Below are 16571 nucleotides of genomic sequence, written 5' to 3' on the forward strand. Positions count from 1 at the left end.
TCCCCGCTCAGCTGACGGCGGCCGCCGGCTCAGCCGTGCTCACCACGGGCTGCGGCGGCCGGCCGGCCTCGTGCGGGTGAACGACCTCTTGCGGCACCTCGAAATAGCTCGCCGCCAGTTGCCCGTGCAGCTCGGTGTGAACCAGCTGCAGGTCGTTGATGAAATCGTTCAGCCCGACGGTGACATCGCCAGCGAAACTGAATTCCTGCGCCATGCGCTGAGCGCGGCCGAGCACCCGGAGCGTGGCCTCGCTGCCGGGCAGACGGCGCAGGCAGTGCCCGACCTCCGCCAGACAGAACTGGATGGAGCGCGGGAACTCCTCTTCCTGCAGCAGGAAGCGCAGCGCCTCCCGGCCGCGCACGCCGACGTGCACGCGACGGCGGTACATCTGGTAGCCCATCACCAGGTCCAGCACGCTCTTCCACTGGATGTCGTCGAAGGGCTTGAGTTCGTCTTTCTGCCGGGGCAGCAGATTGGTGGCACGCACGTCGATCACGCGGCTGGTCATGTCGGCGCGCTCCATGAAGCGGCCGATACGCAGGAATTCGTAGGCCATGTCGTGACTCATGGTCGCGGACAGCTTGCCCGCCAGGAGCTGGCAGGAATCGACCACCCGCTTCATGTAGGCGTAGCGACCGCGGCGGTTGATGCCGCTGCTGGCATTGTCGCGGCAGAACTCGTGCAGATCGTTCAGGGTTTCCCAGGCCGCCCGCGGCACGATGGCACGGATGGTACGCAGGTTCTCGCGTGCCTGGCCCAGCGAGCAGGTGATGCAGCTGGCATTGGCCTTGTCGGACACCAGGAAGCGCACGACATTGCGCTCGCTGGCCTCGCCGTAGCGTTCCGTGAAGATATCCATCGAACCCATGATGTAGACCAGCGGGTCCCAGCCGATCGCGATCCTGCGCGGCATATCGAGCATCAGGTTGTTGTGTACCAGAATGATGCGCGCGGTGTTCTCGGCCCGCTCGATATAGCGCGCCAGCCAGTAGAGATGTTCTGCAACGCTCGAGAGCAGCATGTTCAGTTTGCCTCCATGTCCACGACCCAGGTGTCCTTGCTGCCGCCACCCTGGGAGGAATTCACCACCAGCGAACCGGCCTTGAGGGCGACGCGCGTCAGGCCGCCGCGCGTGACATGACTCGTCTGCCCGGACAGGATGAAGGGACGCAGGTCGATGTGACGCGGCTCCAGGTGGCCGTCACACAGTGTCGGCGTGGTGGACAGCGCCAGTGTCGGCTGGGCGATATAGTTGCGCGGTTTCGCCTTGATGAGCTCGGCGAACTTCTGTCGTTCCGCCTTGCTGGCGAACGGGCCGACCAGCATGCCGTAGCCGCCCGACTCGTTGGCGGGCTTGACCACCAGCTTGTCCAGGTTGGCGAGCACGTATTCGCGCTGCTTCTCGTCCATGCACAGGTAGGTCTCGACATTGGGCAGGATCGGCTTCTCGTCGAGGTAGTAGCGGATCATGTCCGGGACGAAGGCGTAGACGACCTTGTCATCCGCGACGCCGGCGCCCGGTGCGTTCGCGATCGCCACCTTGCCGGCGCTCCAGGCCCGCATCAGGCCAGGCACACCGAGCATGGAGTCCGGGCGGAACGCCTCCGGGTCGAGGAACATGTCATCGACCCGCCGGTAGATCACATCCACCCGTTCCAGCCCGCCGACGGTGCGCAGGTAGACGCAGTCGTCGTCCATCACGACCAGGTCCCTGCCCGTCACCAGTTCCACGCCCATCTGCTGCGCCAGATAGGAATGCTCGAAATACGCCGAGTTATAGATGCCCGGCGACATGACGACCACCGTCGGGTAGTCGGCAGGTCGCGGCGACAGCGAGGCCAGGGTGTCGAACAGGCGTGCCGGGTAACCGTCCACCGGCAGGATACTCACCGCCTCGAACAATTCAGGAAAGACGCGTTTCATGACCAGCCGGTTTTCCAGCATGTAGGACACACCGGAGGGCACCCGCAGATTGTCCTCCAGCACGTAGAACTTGCCGTCGCTGTCGCGCACCAGGTCGCTGCCGCAGATATGCGCCCAGATATCGAGCGGCGGACGGATGCCGACACACTGTTTGCGGAAATTGGCGGACTCGGCCAGCAGCTCGCCGGGAAAGACGTCGTCGCGGATGATGCGCTGCTCGCCGTAGATATCGGCGATGAAGTGGTTGAGCGCGGTGGCGCGCTGGATCAGGCCGGCCTCGGTGATGCGCCATTCGCGCGCAGGAATGATGCGGGGAATGATGTCGAAGGGCCAGACCCGGTCGATGCCGCTGTCGTTGCTGTAGACGGTGAACGTGATACCCATGACGCGCATGGCCAGTTCGGCGGCATCACGGCGCTCGCCCCATTCCGCGTCGCTCAGCGAACTGATGTAGCGCACGGTCTGCTGCGCCGCCTTGCGCGCGTGCCCGGCCGGCGTGATCAGTTCGTCGTAGCTCGCACCGCTCGAGTAGTCCTTCCATCGAATCGTCATCGCACCCTGGCCCCGCAGCCTGATTGAGCCGATGCGCCGCAACCGCAGCGGTCCTGTGCCGGGCGTAGCCGCCGGCTCCGGATCGCTGCCGACGTGCTTGCCGCCACACCGGTTACCAGAGAACCGAGCAAACACTGTGCCAGCCGCAACCGCACGCCGGTCGCGCGACGGCTGCATGCGCGCGCGGTCCATGCCCGCCCTGCGACCGCTGCCCGCGCCCGGCAGTGTTTGCGTGCAGACTCAGCGGCTTGGAGCGCGGCTACCGTATCAGGCAGCGCCGCATCGGGTGTGTCCCGCGGCCGCGCGGCCGCGGGACGCCCATCCGCAAGCGCCTACGGGCCACGCACCAGCTTGAAGCAAGCGCGCTGCGGGAGCGCACTTTATGCACCAAGCTAGCCCCTCGCGCGCGCGCCCGGAACCCTGCTGCAGCTGCGCCGCCGCAACAACGCCGACCCGCCGCGGCGCCGGATCGCGCCGGGGGCCGCGCCGGCGCTGGCCCGGACACACGGCGGCCCGCAGCGGGCGGTCGGCGCGCGCCCGCGCTCCCCCGACTGGCGCATTTCTTGCCTGTGATACCCGCAAACGCGCGGCATCCGGGCGGCGTCGACGCACGACCGGCCCGGATGCCTTGCAGCAGGGCATGAGATGAAGACAGCCGCACGTGCACTTTGACATCCGGCATACCACCGTCTATCGCTACAGCGCGCCGGTCCGGCTCGGCCCGCATATCGTGCGCCTGCTGCCGCGCTGCGCCGGCGACCAGCGGCTGCTGGACTACCGCTGCACGGTCGACCCGCCGCCGACGCGGCAGTCCGAACAGCTCGATGCCGCGGGCAATCGGGTCACGCGCCTCTGGTTCGGCGACAGCACGAGCGAACTGCGCATCGACAGCGCCAGTCTGGTCGAGACGCGGCGGCAGGATCCCGTGGCCCGGCTGCTGGAGGCGTGCGCGCAGCACCTTCCGGTCGCCTACCCCGCCGACGAGGCCGACCTGCTGGCAGCCTACGGTACGCGGGCGACCGGCGCGCCCGCCGTGGTCGCACTGGGCGAGACGCTTGCCGCGGCGGCTGACCACGCGACGCTGGGTTTTCTCGACGCGCTGAACCGCCATCTCTACACCGGCTTCGCGCGCGTGATCCGCGCCGAGGGCCCGCCGCAGCCCCCGGAGCAGACCCTCGCGCTACGGCAGGGCGCCTGCCGCGACCTGGCGCTGCTGTTCATGGCCGTGTGCCAGAGCCGGGGCCTGGCCGCGCGCTTCGTCAGCGGCTACCAGGCGCACGCGGCAAGCGGCAGCACAGAGCGTTACCTGCATGCCTGGCCCGAGGTCTACCTCCCCGGCAGCGGCTGGTGCGGCTACGACCCCACGCACGGCAGCGCCGTGGCGGATGGGCACGTGGCGCTGGCAGCGGCCGGCAGTCCGGGTGCCACCCTGCCGATAGCAGGGTCATTCTACGGTGACGGCGTGCGCTCCACGCTGGACTTTCGGCTGCGCATCCGCACCGCCGACTGAGCGGCAGGCCGGCCGATCCGTGGTATGGTGACACACAATCGATCCTGAACAGGTTCACAGCACATGGCTATACGCGTCGCAATCAATCACAAGACCGAATACCGCTTCGACCGGCCGGTCGGTGTTTCCCCCCATGTCGTGCGCCTGCGGCCCGCTCCGCACAGCCGCACGCTGATCGAGTCCTATTCGCTCAAGGTGCTGCCCGAGAAACATTTCATCAACTGGCAGCAGGACCCGTTCGGCAATTATCTCGCCCGGCTGGTGTTTCCCGAGCGAGTGAAGTCGCTGTCGTTCGAGGTCGACGTGGTCGCGGACATCGTGGTCATCAACCCGTTCGACTTCTTCGTGGAAAAGTACGCGGAGAAATATCCGTTCGACTATCCTGCCGGCCTGCGCAAGGAACTGGCACCCTACCTGGAGATCACCGAGCAGGGGCCGCTGCTGCGGCAATGGCTGTCCGGAATCGACCGTTCCCCGCAGGAGGTGAACAACTTCCTGGTGTCGCTGAACCAGCGGCTGCAGCGGGACATCGCCTACACCATCCGCATGGAGCCCGGCATCCAGAGCTGCGAAACCACGCTCGGCAAGGCGCTGGGCTCGTGCCGCGACACCGGCTGGCTGCTGGTGCAGATCCTGCGGCATCTCGGGCTGGCGGCACGCTTCGTCTCCGGTTACCTGCTGCAGCTGACGCCGGACGAGAAACCGCTGGAAGGGCCGGCCGGCACCGACCACGACTTCACCGACCTGCATGCCTGGGCCGAGGTCTACGTGCCGGGTGCCGGCTGGCTGGGACTGGACCCGACCTCGGGCCTGTTCGCCGGCGAGGGCCATATCCCCCTGGCCTGTACCCCCCACCCCGTCAGCGCCGCGCCGATCACCGGCACCACCGAGCGCTGCGAGGTCGAATTCCGCTTCAGCAACACGGTCACACGGCTCCACGAGGACCCGCGGGTCACCAAACCCTACAGCGAGTCGCAATGGGAGACCATCCTGGCGCTGGGTCGCCAGGTCGATGCCGACCTCGCTGCCGGTGATGTACGCCTCACGCTGGGCGGGGAACCCACCTTCGTCGCCATCGACGACATGGAATCGGCCCAGTGGAACGACGCCGCGCTCGGTGCACACAAGCGCGAACGGGCCGGCGACCTGCTCACCCGGCTGTGGCGGCGCTTCGCCCCCGGCGGCCTGCTGCACCACGGTCAGGGCAAGTGGTACCCGGGCGAGCCGGTACCGCGCTGGTCACTGAACTGCTTCTGGCGCGTCGACGGCGTGCCGCTGTGGCGCGACCCGGCACTGCTGGCGCAGGACGGCAGCGACTACGGCCATGGCCCGGAACAGGCCCGGCAATTCGGGGCCGAACTCGCGCGCAGCCTCGGCCTGCCAGCTGACTATCTGCTGCCAGCCTACGAGGATGTCCTCTACTACCTCTGGAAGGAAGACGGCCAGCCGGTCAACGTCGACCTGCTGGGGAGCGACCTGAAAAGGTACGACGAGCGGCGCCGGCTGGTAGCGCTGCTCGCCGGCGACCTCGGCCGGCCCGCCGGCTTCGCCCTGCCGCTGCGCTGGGACTACGGCAGCGGTGCCTGGCAGAGCTGCACATGGCAATTCCGGCGCGGCCACCTGTTCCTGACCCCGGGCGACTCGCCCATGGGTCTGCGCCTGCCGCTGGATTCCCTGCCCTGGGTGGCCGAGGAGGAACGCGACATCGAGCCGGAACGCGACCTGTTCGAGCCGCGTCCGGAACTGGGCGACGTCTACGGCGAGGTCGCGCGCCGCTTCAGCCACTTCGAGGCGGCGCCGCGGGCACACCCGGAAATCGTGCAGCAGGAGCCGGCGGACAACGGGCGCCGTGCGCACCGGCGCATCGAGGTGATCCACACCGCGCTGTGCGTCGAGGCCCGCGCCGGTAAGCTGCGGGTGTTCATGCCGCCGCTCACCCACCTGGAGCATTACCTCGACCTGCTCGCCGCGGTGGAACTGACCGCCGCGCGGCTCGGCATGCCGGTGCGCATCGAGGGCTACGAGCCACCGCGCGACTGGCGCCTGCGCAAACTCGCCGTGACGCCGGACCCGGGCGTGATCGAGGTGAACATCCACCCGGCACAGAGCTGGCAGGAACTGGTCGAAAACACCGAGGCCCTCTATGCCGAGGCGCGCCTGGCGCGGCTCGGCACGGAAAAATTCCTGCTCGACGGCCGCCATACCGGCACCGGCGGCGGCAACCACGTCACCCTCGGCGGCGCCACGCCCGCCGACAGCCCGCTGCTGCGCCGCCCCGACCTGCTGCGCAGCCTGCTGACCTACTGGCAGCACCACCCCGGCCTGTCCACACTGTTCTCGGGTATGTTCATCGGACCGACCAGCCAGGCCCCGCGCGTGGACGAGGCCCGCGACGAGAACCTCTACGAACTGGAGATCGCGTTCCAGCAGATGCCCGCGGGCGAAGTCGCCGAACCCTGGCTGGTGGACCGGCTGCTGCGCAACCTGCTGGTGGACATCACCGGCAACACCCATCGCTCGGAATTCTGTATCGACAAGCTGTACTCGCCCGACTCGCCGTCCGGGCGCCTCGGACTCGTCGAGTTCCGTGCCTTCGAAATGCCGCCGCACGCGCGCATGAGCCTGGTCCAGATGCTGCTGCTGCGCATGCTGATCGCGCGCTTCTGGCAGCAGCCCTACCGGCACCGGCTGGTGCGCTGGGGCACGTCGCTGCACGACCGCTTCATGCTGCCCCACTATGTCTGGGCCGACATGCAGGACGTGATCTGCGACCTGCAGCGCGCGGGCTATGCCTTCGAACTGGAGTGGCTGGCACCGTTCCTGGAATTCCGCTTCCCGCACTACGGCACGGTCGAGGTGCAGGACATCCGGCTCGACCTGCACGCCGCACTCGAGCCCTGGCACGTGCTGGGCGAGGAGATGAGCAACCTGGGCACCGCCCGCTTCGTCGACTCCTCGGTCGAACGGCTGCAGCTCAAGGTCAACAGCGGCTGACGCAAGAAAGCCGCTACGTCGTCGCCTGCAGCAGCCGCCGGGTACCGCTGCAACCTCAGCACCCACGGTGAATTCGTGGCCGGCGTGCGTTTCCGTGCCTGGCAACCGCCGTCGGCGCTGCACCCCACCATCGGCGTCCACTCCCCCCTGGTGTTCGACATCATCGACACCGGAACGGGTACTGTCGGCAGCTGCACACCTACCATGTCGCCCATCCCGGCGGTTTCTCACTTCATTGTATTTCCCGTCAACGCCCTACGACCGAATCCCGCCGCATCAGCCCAGCTACAGCCGCTATCGGACACAGCGGCGGCCCCTGCAGCCACCACCAGCACAAGCCGGGCTGGCACGGTTCTACCCCGGGCCACCGCCAGGCCCCACCACCAGCGCCGCTTCCCGCAGAGGAGATCAATCCGGAATATCCGTTCACCTGGACCTGCGCCGCGGCTTGGCAGGTGTGACTGAGCGGTCCGCCGCGCACCGGAACGCCCAGCCACTGCGCAGTGCCCCGCTGCGGCGCGCCAGCTTGCTGACAGATAATGCACCGGCGATGGTGCAGTGCGCAACACTGATTTACCTGATCGGCGCACTGGATGCCTGCGCAGGTGCTGCAGCAGCGGCAGCGCGACACCGTGCGCATGCTGCGCGACAGCGCCACCTACAATGTCGGCGTCGACGACGGCCTCAACCGCGCCTGGCAACTCGACCCGGTACCCCTGCTCATCAGCAGCAGCGGACGTTCGTATCGGTCCGGCCTGATCAGCTGAGCGGAACTCCTCAACCTGATCCTCACGGATCTCTACGACCCGTGCAGCCTGGTGCGCAAGGCCTGCCGCCGGACCTGGTCTACGCGGACCCGGGCTTCCAGCGCAACTGCGTGGTGACGCCGCCCGGGCAGGCACCCCGCCTCTGCCTGTACGCCGCGGACCTGGTGCGGGGCGCGGATGGCCGCTTCCGCGTGCTCAAGGACCGCACCCAGGCGCCCTCCGGCATGGGCTATGCGCTGGAAAACCGCACCGTCATGTCGCGCCTGATCCCGAGCCTGTTCCGCGATTCCCATCCGCACCGGCTGGCACCGTTCTTCCGGCGCCTGCGCGAAACGCTCGCGGGCCTGGCGCCCGAGCCGGGCGAGGATCCGCGGATCGTGCTCATGACACCCGGACCGCACAACGAGACCTATTTCGAGCACCTCTACCTCGCCAATTATCTCGACTACACCCTCATCGAGGGCGCCAACCTGACCGTGCGCGAAGGACGGGTCTGGCTCAAATCGGTGAGCGGACTGACGCCAGTGGACGTGATCCTGCGCCGCGTCGATGACTACTACTGCGATCCGCTGGAACTGCGACCCGACTCCCTGCTCGGCGTGCCCGGTCTGCTGGAGGTGGTGCGGCGGGGACGCGTCGCCATCGCCAACCCGATCGGCGCCGGCATCCTGGAAAGTCCCGCGCTGCTGGCCTTCCTGCCCAGGCTGGCGAAACAACTGCTCGGGCAGGAGTTGCGGCTGCCGTCGGTCGCGACCTGGTGGTGCGGGCAGCAGCGGGAACTGGATTACGTGCTGGACCACCTCGACACCCTGGTGCTGCGCGCAGTCGACCGCAGCGACCGGCCGGTGTTCGGCGACCAGCTCGACGCGGAAGGGCTGAAGTCCTGGCGCGAGCGGATCATGGCCGCGCCGCACCGCTACATCGGCCAGGAACGGCTGACCGCCTCGTCGGCGCCGACCCTGAACGACGGCCAGCTCGAACCGCGCCAGAGCGTGCTGCGCACCTTTCTCGCCGGCGGCCGGGACGATTACGTGGTCATGCCCGGCGGACTGACCCGCGTCGGCGGCTATCCTGACAGCCGTATCGTCTCCAACCAGACCGGGGCGGTGAGCAAGGACACCTGGGTGCTGGCCTCCGAACCCGAACAGATCGTCACGCTGCTGCCGCAGGGCAAGGCGCCGTACCCGCAGCTGCAGGAAACGCTGCCCGGACTCGCCGCCGAAAACCTGTACTGGCAGGCGCGCTATGCCGAGCGCGCCGAGGACATGATCCGCCTGCTGCGCAACATCCATCACCGCCGCAACGAAACCCTGCAGCTGGCTGATCCGGTCTACCTGCAGACCCTGCACATGCTGCTGCGGGGATTGACCCACATGAGCATCAGCTATCCCGGCTTCTGCGGCGCGGGCGCGGCCCAGCGGCTGGCCGATCCGCAGCCTGAGCTCGTCGACCTGATCAGCAATCCGCAACGCAGCGGGTCGCTCGCCGCCAACCTGGCCGCCTGCCTGAATGCGTCCTATGCCGTACGCAACCTGATCACCGGCGATGCCCGCCGTGTGTTCAACGACATCGGCGACGAACTGGCCGGCCTGGCGCAGGGTGCACATGCCGATGTGCAATACCTGCAGGATGCGCTGGATCGCATCATTACCGCCCTCATGGCGGTTGCCGGCGACGCCAGCGAGAACATGAGCCGCGACCTCGGCTGGCATTTCCTCAACCTGGGGCGCCGCATCGAGCGCGCGCTCCTGCTGCTGTCGCTGCTGGGCGGGTTGCTGACGCGCAGCGTGCCGCCGGAAGTCGAGGTGCTGCTGCTCGAATCGGTGCTGACCGTGGCCGAGAGTTTCACCCTTTACCGGCGGCGGTTCCGCAACCAGCCGGAGATCGAATCCGCGCTGGACCTGCTGCTGCTGGATGCCAGCAACAGCCGCTCCCTCGCCTACCAGCTGAATGCCGCGCGTACCCACCTCGCCGCGCTGCCGGCCCAGGGCGGACGGCCCTACAAGCAGGAGATGCGGCTGTTGCTCGAAGCCGGCACCCAGCTCGAGCTCGCCAACGCGGAGGAACTGGCGCAGGCGGACGCCGGCTACCGGGCACATCTCGACACCCTGCTCGCCGGGTTGGGCCAGCGCTTGCGCGAGGCCTCGGACGCGCTCACGGTGACGTACTTCACCCACGCCGAGCGTCCCTACCAGCTGGTCGACGAAGAGCCATGAAGTACCGCATCGTCCACCGGACGGAATACCGCTACGCGTCCCCGGTCAGCCAGTGCCATAACCTGGCCCACCTGCGGCCGCGCAACCTGGCTGTCCAGCAGTGCCTGGGCCACCGCCTGGAAATCGACCCGCTGCCCATGGACCTCGCCGAGCACGTCGATTACTACGGCAACCATGTGAGCTATTTCTCCATCCAGCAACCGCACCACAACCTCACGGTCACCGCGACCAGCGAGGTCGAACTCACACCCGCCAGCGGTGCGCCGGCGGCGGCCGACACGGCCTGGGACGCGGTGCGTGCATGCCTGGCGGAGGCGCAGAGCGAGGCGATCCGCGAGCACCGGCAATACGTGCTCGACTCCCCGCTCGTTGCCACCGGGGCGGCACTGGCCGCGTACGCGACGCCCTCCTTCCCTGCCGGCCGGCCGCTGCTCGAGGCGGTGCATGACCTCATGAACCGGATCCATCACGAATTCACCTACGATCAGGCGTTCTCCACCGTCAGCACGCCGTTGAGCGAGGTGCTGACCAGCCGGCGCGGCGTGTGCCAGGATTTTGCCCACCTGGCGATCGGCTGTCTGCGCAGCCTGGGACTGGCCGCGCGCTACATCAGCGGTTATCTGGAAACCTGCCCGCCGCCCGGCGAGGACAAGCAGCGCGGCGCCGACGAGTCGCACGCCTGGTTCTCGGTGTTCCTGCCCGACGTCGGCTGGCACGATTTCGATCCCACCAACAACCGCGTGCCGCTCGACCAGCACATCGTCACGGCCTGGGGCCGCGACTACGCCGACGTCACTCCGCTCAAGGGCGTGCTGTTCGGCGGCGATCCCGGCCACAGGCCCGAAGTCGCGGTGGACGTGATGCGCCTGTCCGACGCGGCCGGGACCACGGGCGCGGACCCGGCCGTGCCGGTAGACTGAAGCGCGCACCTGCTGCGCTGCCGCCTCCATGCGAACCTTCCACTGCGAACACTGCGACAACACGGTCTATTTCGACAACACGGTGTGCACCCGCTGTCAGCACATGCTCGGCGTGCTGCCGGAAATCCTGCGCGTGTGCGCGCTGGAACCCGCCGGTGACGGCACCTGGACGGCATTGACGTCGATGGCGGCAGGCGCGCGCTACCGGCAATGCGAGAACTACGCGGTGCACGCGGTCTGCAACTGGATGGTACCGGCCGCCAGCGGCCAGCGTTTCTGCATCGCCTGCCGCCACAACCACACCATTCCCAACCTGTCGCGACCCGACTTCGCCGCGCGCTGGTACCGGCTCGAACGCAGCAAGCGCCGCCTGATCTACAGCCTGCTGAAACTCGGCCTGCCGCTGCAGACCAAGGCCGAGGACCCGCTGCGCGGACTGGCCTTCTCCTTCCTGTCCGACCTCGACGCCGCACCCGGCAGCCACGTGGTGACGGGGCATCACAACGGTCACATCACCATCAGTATCGACGAGGCCGACCCCTCGCTGCGCGAGCGCCAGCGCATCGATCTGGAGGAAAAATACCGGACGCTGCTGGGACACTTCCGGCACGAGTCCGGACACTACTACTGGGACCGGCTGATTCGCGACACCCCGCTGCTGGCGGAATTCCGCACGCTGTTCGGGGACGAAGGCACGGACTATGCGCAGGCACTCGATGCCTACTACCGCGCCGGTGCGGTGGCGGACTGGGAGAACCGCTTCATCTCGCGCTACGCCAGCGCCCACCCCTGGGAGGACTGGGCCGAGTCCTGGGCCCACTACCTGCACATCATCGACACGCTGGAGACCGCGGGTCACTACGGCGTGCGGGTCAACCGGGTGCTGCCGGGCGGCAGCGTGCACCGCGCGGATCCGCGCTTCGATGCCTACCGGTTCCGTGACTTCGATACCATCATCAGGCACTGGCTGCCGCTCACCCATGCCCTCAACAGCCTCAACCGCAGCATGGGGCTGCCCGACCTCTACCCGTTCACGCTGCCCGAGCCCGCGCTGCACAAGCTCGCGTTCGTGCATCGCACCGTACAGGCCCAGCGCCGCTTCGACGTCGGCTATGCGCAGGATCGTGATGTCGACCGGCCGCTCGGCGTCTGGCTGCTGCGCCGGCTGGCCGGACGGGTGTATGCGCGGCTGCAGGCCGCGCGCGCCTGAGCGATGCGACCTCAGGTGCAGCGCAGGTCGAAACAGTAAGCGCTGAGTGCCTCGGCCGGCGGCGGTCCGGCGCCGGGACTGCGCTCCGCCGCCACCTCCTGCGCGACGCAACGCTCGCGGCGGCGCCTGGCCGCTGCCGCGACCGACCCGGGCAGACCGGGATAGGCCAGCCCCTGCGGCTGCCAGTCGTGCAGGGTCACGCGCAGGGCGCGCGTGCCGTCGGGCGGCAGCAGCATGAGTTCGATCGGGCCCTGCGCGTCGAGCCCGGGGTGCAAGCCCGTCCACGGGACGAAGGCGCGGTAACGCAAGCCCGTGAGCCGCAGTGCCCCGGCGGCGTCGGTTTCCGCCTGCATCGGTACGCTGTAGTGGCCCACCCGCAGCTGCCAGCCCTCGAGGTCGGCCGCGCGGCCCGAGGCCGGACGCAACATCAGCTGCAGGCGCGTCGTGCTCGCGTCGACCAAACGCGAACCGCCCGAGTGCTGTGCGACGTCGCCCAGCAGCGGCCAGAACTCGACGGCCTGCTCGACGCTGAATTCGCACCCGGCGAAACTGGCGTGCCCGAGCTGGCGCCAGTCGGCGGCGAACAGGCGCTCGGCGAGCGGTGCGCCCAGCCCCAGGCCGGACTCGGCCAGGTCGTCGAGGACCGCCGCCAGGTCGCGGCGCAGGTAGAACGGCAGTGCGAAACGGTCGTGCAGGTCGCCGCCCCAGTCGACCAGCCGCCAGCCGGTGTCACGGTGGACCAGCATCGCCGCCAGCGCCCGCCACAGGGCCGCGATGGCCGCGGCGGTTTCCGCGTCCACGGCCATGCGCAGCGCGCGCAGTTCGACCAGGCCGAGACAGCCGCGGCCGGGCAGGTAGGGATTCCAGAGCTTTTCTATGTTGATCTCGCTGCGGTGGGAATTGCCCGAGCTGTCCACCAGGAACGGACTGAGACTGCGCCAGAGCAGCTCCGGCGCCGGTTCGGGTGCAGCCGCCAGTCGCCGCAGCGCCAGCTGCAATTCGCTGATCGACTCGCGGACGTTTTCGTCCGCGCGCGGCGACTGGCTGCAGCTGCCGATGGACGGCGGCGCGAACCAGTAGGATAGCGCCGGGTGGTGGTTGAGGTAGACCACCAGGCGCTGCAGCAGCCGCGGCGCGGCGAAAAACGGGCTGCGCGCGGGACTCGGACCACCGAGCGTGAACTGGCCGCCGCCCCCGCTGTCGGTCATACCGCCGTTGTATTGCAGCCGATAGGGCCGCAGGCCGGCGGCGGCCGCCACGGCATAGAGCCGGCGGCTCATACCCAGGAACTCGCTCACCGTGGCGGCGGGCGCTTCGTTGATCTCCAGTACCGCCGGATCGGGCGTCAGCGTGGTCCACGCCACGCTGCTGTCGACCGGCGGCGGACAACCGCGCCACACCAGCGCGGTGAGCCCCGCCGTACTGGCGGCCTGCGCCACGCGCTGCACGAAGGAGAGGAACGTCGCAACGTCGGTGAACGCCGGCAATTCGATGCACGGCTGCCGCTGCTCCCCCGTTCCGACCGGCATGACACCGAGCGTTACCAGGTAATCGCCGCCGGCGGCGAGCGCGTCCGCCACACCCTCCGGCGGGAGTGGCCGGCCGTGCCAGGACGCACGCGCCAGTCGGGTATCGGTCTGCGGATCGGCCTGCGGCTGTCGGCCGTCGCAGCGGAAGACGATGCGCAATGGCATGTCGCCGGTGCAGCTGAAGCGGTGTGCGCTCCAGCCGTCCCGGTCGAGCACGGCAGCGAGACACGCCCAGAACGACATGCTGCGGTCCAGATCGCAGGGCACCGCCCGATCCAGCGGATCCCCGGGGAGCCCGTCTGCCAGCGCACGGCCGTCACGGCGCCGGTACAGGCCGAGGCTCCAGCGCGGTTCAGACTCATCCGGGTACTGCCGTCCCAGCGTGCGCAGGATCAGCGCGCCCGGATAGGCGGCGCGCAGGTCTTCGATGATGCGCCAGGCATACCCCTGCTTGGACGGCCCGAGGGCATCGGTCAGCCATTCCGGCGCCTCGGAATGACGGTTGGTGAAGGTCGGTTCGGCGCCGATCCAGATCTCCAGTCCGCTGGCCGCCACGGCCGCGTCGTGGGCATGGATGGCTGCGTCGAAGCTGCCGTTGCTGGTATCCACTGCGTGCAGTGTTTTCGAGTTCCGATACCTTGTCAACCGCGCGCTGCGAAGTACGTGGCGCCGGCTCGCGCTGTCACTGCCGCGCCAACGCTGCGGCGAGCGGCGGGCGGCAGGCGTCGCGCCACACGCCCGGCACCGGCGACGTTACGGGTCGGGTGCCTGGCCCGCTGTATCCCGGGCCGCATCGCGTCCATCGAGCGCACCTGCAGCAGCGCCCCGGTCCGGCGCCGCGGACAACGCCAGCAGTTGTGGCCAAACCGACAGCATGCCGGGCATGGCGTCCGGTGCAGACGCCAGCTGCGCGGCGGCCCAGGCCGCGGCACGCCGGGCGCGATCGCCGTATGCCGCCTGGCCGGTCAGCCGCTCGAGCGTCAGCAGCACCTGAACCGCCATGGCGTTGCCGGACAACGCGGCACCGTCATCGAGCGGTTTGTCGCGCAACCACAGCGCCGTATCGGCCGGGGTGCGGAAGAATCCGCCGCGCGCCGTATCCTCGAAGCGCGCGCACATGCCGTCCGCCAGCTGCCGCGCCCAGCGCAGCCAGTCGTGCCCGGCGTCGGCGTCATGCAGCGCCAGCAGTCCCTGCGCCAGCGCGGCATAGTCCTCCAGGAAACCCGGCGCGCCGCGCACCCCGCCGCGCCAGTCGCGGTAGAGGACGCCGTGATCGGCGTCGTAGAGCTTATCCAGCAGGAACCGCGCCGCGGCGCGCGCGGCGGCGCGATAACGCGGCGCGTTCAACTTGCGTCCGGCCTCGGCCAGGGCGGTGATCTGGTAGCCGTTCCAGGCCGTCACGACCTTGTCGTCGACCGGAACCGGCGGACGCCGGCGCCGTGCCGAGCGCAGCCGCTCATCGACCGCTGCGTTGCGCTGGGGCACCGTGTCCGGCGGCACGCCGAAACGCGCGGTCAGGGCCGCGTCGTCCAGCGCCTGCCACAGCACGTTGCGCCCGGCCAGTTCGCCGGTCGGATCGGCCGTGGCGTTGCCGCGTTCCTCGAGGCCGTAGCGCGCCACCGCCCAGGCCTTCAACTCCGGTTCCGGCAGTGCCGCATCCAGCTGCGCCCAGGTCCAGGTATACGCGGCACCCTCCTCCGCCGGCCCACCGGGCGCCGCCGCGCTGTCCGCTGCCAGCGCGGCATGAAAGCCGCCGCCGGCAGCGCGCAGCGCATCCAGCGTGAAATCGAGCGTGCCGGTGACACACGCGCGATAACGTTCCGCGCCGGTCCGTTCCCAGGCGGCGAGGCAGGCGCGCGCCAGCAGCGCCTGGTCATAGAGCATCTTCTCGAAGTGCGGTATGCGCCATTCGAAATCGGTCGCGTAACGGTGCCAGCCGCCCGCCAGCCGATCGTGAATACCGCCGGAGAGCATGTGGTCGAGCGTGGCCAGCGCCATGGGCGCGCTCGCTGCATCGCGGTCCGCCAGCAGGAACAGCAGGCGGGCCGGTTCGGGGAACTTCGGTGCCGGTCCGAAACCGCCCTGCAGCGCATCGTAGTTCGCCGCATACGCCTCCCGCGCGGCCTGCAGCGGCGCAGCCGTCAGCTGCGCGCGCGGCGCGGCCGGGGTGGCTTGCGCACGCAGCGTCGCGACGGCATGCCGTGCCACCTTGCGCACGCCCGCCTCGTCTGCCTGCCAGGCGCTGCTGATCTTTTCCAGCACCTCCCGGAAGCCGCTGCGACCGCGTGCGGCGTGCGGCGGGAAATAGGTCCCGCCGAAAAAGGGTTCACCCTGCGGCGTGGCCCATACCGACAGCGGCCACCCGCCCTGCCCGGCCGTCAGCAGCACGTACTCCATGTAGGCCGCATCAAGATCGGGGCGCTGTTCGCGATCGATCTTGATGGCGACGAAGTGCGCGTTGAGCAGTGCCGCGATCGCCGGATCGCTGAACGATTCGCGTGCCATGACGTGGCACCAGTGGCAGGTGTAATAGCCGATCGAGATGAACAGCGGCTTGTTCTCGCGCTGCGCCCGCTGCAGCGCCGCTGCGCCCCACGGGTACCAGGTCACCGGGTTGTCCGCATGCAGCTGCAGGTAGGGGCTCGCTTCCCCGGCCAGTCGCCAGCCGCCGGCCGGCGGCGGCGCCGTCTCCGCCGCACGCAGCGCGACGGCCAGCAGCCACAACAGGCCGGCGCAGGCGCGGATTGCCCGACAGTGACGGGGTTTCATGCGCGCTCCACCATGCACCAATATCGATCAGCTTGCACCAGCGGTGTACACGCGGGCCGCGGGCGCGCCGTCATGTGCGTCAAAATAGCCTCTGTTGCAAGGACTTGGTGTCAACGCCCATAATGGCACACGCATTGCTTATCCTCCAGCAGGATACCGGCACCCACGGTGCACCGCCATT

Annotated in this window: 9 protein-coding genes and 1 pseudogene; 6 read left to right on the forward strand and 4 right to left on the reverse strand. The window is 69.0% G+C overall.

Going from position 1 to position 16571, the window contains the following annotated elements; all coding sequences use genetic code 11:
- Positions 1-7 precede the first annotated feature (7 nt).
- Both R3F42_13590 and R3F42_13595 read right to left on the reverse strand, forming a co-directional pair.
- Positions 8-1021, reverse strand: coding sequence for an alpha-E domain-containing protein (locus tag R3F42_13590; GenBank protein MEZ5543056.1), 1014 nt, complete (start codon positions 1019-1021; stop codon positions 8-10).
- Between the two features lie 2 nt (positions 1022-1023).
- Positions 1024-2475 carry a circularly permuted type 2 ATP-grasp protein gene (locus tag R3F42_13595; GenBank protein ID MEZ5543057.1) on the reverse strand — a complete coding sequence of 484 codons (1452 nt, stop codon included), beginning with the start codon at positions 2473-2475 and terminating at the stop codon, positions 1024-1026.
- A 661-nt stretch (positions 2476-3136) separates the two neighbouring features.
- Between R3F42_13595 and R3F42_13600 the strand changes: the two genes are divergently transcribed.
- The 6 genes and pseudogenes from R3F42_13600 (at position 3137) to R3F42_13625 (ending at position 12092) form a co-directional block, all read left to right on the forward strand.
- Positions 3137-3985 (forward strand): transglutaminase family protein, encoded by an 849-nt coding sequence (locus R3F42_13600; protein MEZ5543058.1) that lies wholly within the window; start codon positions 3137-3139, stop codon positions 3983-3985.
- A gap of 63 nt (positions 3986-4048) precedes the next feature.
- Positions 4049-7444: pseudogene (locus R3F42_13605) on the forward strand (transglutaminase family protein).
- Positions 7445-7572: 128 nt separating this feature from the next.
- A complete protein-coding gene (locus R3F42_13610; GenBank protein ID MEZ5543059.1) occupies positions 7573-7746 on the forward strand; it encodes a hypothetical protein in 174 nt (57 codons plus the stop codon).
- Between the two features lie 41 nt (positions 7747-7787).
- Positions 7788-9962, forward strand: coding sequence for a circularly permuted type 2 ATP-grasp protein (locus R3F42_13615; GenBank protein ID MEZ5543060.1), 2175 nt, complete (start codon positions 7788-7790; stop codon positions 9960-9962).
- Positions 9959-10882 (forward strand): transglutaminase family protein, encoded by a 924-nt coding sequence (locus R3F42_13620; GenBank protein ID MEZ5543061.1) that lies wholly within the window; start codon positions 9959-9961, stop codon positions 10880-10882. The genes R3F42_13615 and R3F42_13620 overlap by 4 nt, the downstream gene beginning before the upstream one ends.
- Before the next feature lie 28 nt (positions 10883-10910).
- Positions 10911-12092, forward strand: coding sequence for a putative zinc-binding peptidase (locus R3F42_13625; protein ID MEZ5543062.1), 1182 nt, complete (start codon positions 10911-10913; stop codon positions 12090-12092).
- 11 nt (positions 12093-12103) lie between these two features.
- Here R3F42_13625 and R3F42_13630 read toward each other — a convergent pair whose 3' ends face one another.
- Both R3F42_13630 and R3F42_13635 read right to left on the reverse strand, forming a co-directional pair.
- On the reverse strand, positions 12104-14230 hold the full coding sequence (locus R3F42_13630) for a transglutaminase family protein (GenBank protein ID MEZ5543063.1): 2127 nt from the start codon (positions 14228-14230) through the stop codon (positions 12104-12106).
- A 144-nt stretch (positions 14231-14374) separates the two neighbouring features.
- The gene (locus R3F42_13635) at positions 14375-16390 is read right to left on the reverse strand and encodes a thioredoxin domain-containing protein (protein ID MEZ5543064.1); all 2016 of its coding nucleotides are present in this window, start codon (positions 16388-16390) and stop codon (positions 14375-14377) included.
- Positions 16391-16571 lie beyond the last annotated feature (181 nt).

It is taken from the genome of Pseudomonadota bacterium (assembly GCA_041395565.1).
GTDB lineage: Bacteria > Pseudomonadota > Gammaproteobacteria > UBA9214 > UBA9214 > UBA9214.

What these genes read in the sequence shown, in the direction of transcription:
- R3F42_13590 (MEZ5543056.1), bottom strand. Translation starts at nt 1,021, where the DNA reads ATGCTGCTCTCGAGCGTTGCAGAACATCTCTACTGGCTGGCGCGCTAT.
- R3F42_13595 (MEZ5543057.1), bottom strand. Translation starts at nt 2,475, where the DNA reads ATGACGATTCGATGGAAGGACTACTCGAGCGGTGCGAGCTACGACGAA.
- R3F42_13610 (MEZ5543059.1), top strand. Translation starts at nt 7,573, where the DNA reads ATGCCTGCGCAGGTGCTGCAGCAGCGGCAGCGCGACACCGTGCGCATG.
- R3F42_13620 (MEZ5543061.1), top strand. Translation starts at nt 9,959, where the DNA reads ATGAAGTACCGCATCGTCCACCGGACGGAATACCGCTACGCGTCCCCG.
- R3F42_13625 (MEZ5543062.1), top strand. Translation starts at nt 10,911, where the DNA reads ATGCGAACCTTCCACTGCGAACACTGCGACAACACGGTCTATTTCGAC.
- R3F42_13635 (MEZ5543064.1), bottom strand. Translation starts at nt 16,390, where the DNA reads ATGAAACCCCGTCACTGTCGGGCAATCCGCGCCTGCGCCGGCCTGTTG.